Genomic DNA, 2639 nt, shown 5'->3' with positions numbered 1-2639 from the left:
CAGTAATGGCAAACAGGATCAGGGCAAGAACCGTACATCTAAGGTAATACCTGAAAAGCGGATATTATTCGAGCAGTTGTCTTGACAATTATTCGATTAAGAATCCCCGCGTCTTTAGACCGGGGAGTGTCAATTTCACGATACGTCATCTACCGCGCGAGTTCGTCAATCCTGTTACATTGATGACAACCGCTCGCTGGTGTCTGATGCTGGAAATTTAGCCGCACTACTTCTGAGATTCCGCAAAGACCATAATACAGCCTATCACCGCATTGTCAAAACTATCCGTTTAATTGCCCCCTTTTTTGATGATTTTGTCCTTGAACCTAGAGGTAATAATGTTATTCTCAACTGGCGAGAAAAAGGCTCAGATCAAGTATTTGGTCTACACCAATTTTCGGACGGTACTTTGCGTGCTATTTGCCTGACTACGTTGCTTTTGCAGCCAGAAAATGAACTTCCAGAACTCATTATTGTTGATGAACCGGAACTTGGTCTTCATCCCTATGCGCTCAATGTTGTAGCTGGGATGTTTGCTAAGGCTTCCTATCATACACAAATTCTCATCAGCACCCAATCTACTTTGCGATCGCTTGCGGAGGATAAAAATACAGATGTTTTCTTTACCACCATGATTGATTTGTATGCAATTCATCATAATTTTCCGGGATTAGCTAAATCCATTGGAATCGAAGTAATTCGGAGTAAATGTCCTCACTTTAATTCATGGCTATTAAAACTCGAATCATTGGGTAAATAAGGCATTGATACCCCCAACGTTAACGGGGGTAGATTTTTGTGTTCTTGAAATGCGATCGCCAGATAAATTCTCATGAAATTCATTGAATCTTATAAAAGATAAAAGTAATGACTCAAAAGTATTACTGGCTGAATTTTGGATTTTTGATGACAACCTTTTTTCATCAGAACTTTACCTAAACAAAGACAAAAGCTCTCAAAAAAATCAGTGTAATCAAGTAATCGTTTAAATTCATATTTAGCAAGTTACGAAACTTCCTTAACCACTTGCTGAAGAAGTCGCAAACTTTAATGGCAAAGATACTATATAACGGTATCCTGACTCTACTGAACCTTGAATAGAAATTTGTCCATGATGTAACTCGGCTAAATGACAACTTAACAAAAGTCCCAATTTCTCACGAGAAATATTAGCAGATAACTTTCCAGTTTTTTGGAATAAACCATTACTGAAAATATCTGAGCAAAAATCAGGTAGATTTAGGTAATTTTCTGGCTTAACATAATCATTTTTCCGCTCATCTGCCGCAGTCTGCATTTGCGAAGAATTTAGGTAAAAACAAGAATCATAATCAGTAACACTATCTCTTAAGTAAGTGTGAGATACCCACACAGTTAGATTTAGCGTATTTGCTTTATAGGCAACGTGGATTCTGATTATACTACCCAGAGCGTAAATTTGAATCACGCTGAAAATTAAATTGTACAAAATTTGTCGCACCTTATCCTTATCTAAGGATAAAAGGCGATTCCGTCCTGGTTCTATAGATAAACGAATATTTTGCTCACGACGGACAGCTAATTCCTCTAAGGAATTAATAGCCTGTTGACAGAGCATTTCAATATCTACAGGAACTAAATTGAGCAGGTGATAATTCTTATTAATTGGGTCTAATTCAGTAATTTCATTAACTAAAGAAAGTAAATACTTGCCACTATGTTGAACAATTGCTAGATATTCGCTCTGCTTGGTTGTCAAAGGACCATAAATTTCTCTTCCTAAGACACTAACCATACCTAATATAGATGTTAATGGTGTGCGTAACTCTTGAGTTAGCTGGTTCAAAAGTTCTAATTTAATTTGTTGAGTGAAATCAAAGTCTGTTTCTACAGTAGGAGGAACAATTTTTAAGTCAATTATTTGCTCTTCTAAAAATGGAGATGGGCGCTTAGAATGAGTATTCTGTGCTGCTGGATTATTTTGTAATAATCGGTTGCGCTCAAACTCACTCATGCTCCAACGCGCAATTATTTGTAAAAATTCAATATCACGGGTTGTAAAATTATGAGGCTGACGATCCATAACTGCTAATGTACCTAAGCAGTTACCACTGGCATCAATTAAAGGCACTCCCAAATATGCACTGATACCATAATTCTTGACTAAAATACTATCTTTAATCCCAGAGTTTGTTTCTTGTCTTACATCATTAATAATTAGCATTTGCGAAGTTTCTACCACCTGAGAACAAAATGACTCCCGACGTAAAAGTTGGCGTTTAGAAGCTAAATCATTCATTAATCCTAACCGAGATAAGCCCACCGCCGATTTGAACCAATGAAATTTTTGATCAATAAATCCTAAAATAGAAATTTCCACTTCTAGAAAGTGAGCAGCAGTTTGAGCAGCTTCTTCAAATACTGGAATCATTTCTGATTGTTGCAAACCCAGGTTCAATAATGCTTGTAGGCGTTGTTGTTCTTTTGTATTTACATAATTTCCATCATTTCGAGGAGTAAATAATTTATTGTTTGAATTTGCCATTGTGATTATTAGCCTAATAACTGCTTGATATGTAAATTTACACAACCCCTAGAGGTTATTTCATCCCTATTTTTAAGCATTCCCAAATTTTTGACTACAATCAATAATAAAGAAC

The 2639-nt window shown here is 36.2% G+C and carries 2 protein-coding genes; one reads left to right on the top strand and one right to left on the bottom strand.

Features of this window, described 5'->3' with window-relative positions; genetic code table 11:
* Positions 1 to 199: 199 nt before the first annotated feature.
* Positions 200 to 760, top strand: coding sequence for an AAA family ATPase (locus IQ228_RS24545; RefSeq protein ID WP_370566943.1), 561 nt, complete (start codon positions 200 to 202; stop codon positions 758 to 760).
* A 258-nt stretch (positions 761 to 1018) separates the two neighbouring features.
* Here the strand turns inward: IQ228_RS24545 and IQ228_RS24540 are convergent, their stop codons facing one another.
* A complete protein-coding gene (locus IQ228_RS24540) occupies positions 1019 to 2524 on the bottom strand; it encodes a GAF domain-containing sensor histidine kinase (RefSeq protein WP_027403847.1) in 1506 nt (501 codons plus the stop codon).
* Positions 2525 to 2639 lie beyond the last annotated feature (115 nt).

This window comes from Dolichospermum sp. LEGE 00246, assembly GCF_015207865.1.
Taxonomy (GTDB): Bacteria; Cyanobacteriota; Cyanobacteriia; order Cyanobacteriales; family Nostocaceae; genus Dolichospermum; species Dolichospermum heterosporum.
The sequence above is the reverse complement of the archived record's forward strand: the minus strand, read 5'-3'. Positions and strand labels throughout refer to the sequence as shown.

What these genes read in the sequence shown, in the direction of transcription:
- IQ228_RS24540 (WP_027403847.1), bottom strand. Translation starts at nt 2,524, where the DNA reads ATGGCAAATTCAAACAATAAATTATTTACTCCTCGAAATGATGGAAAT.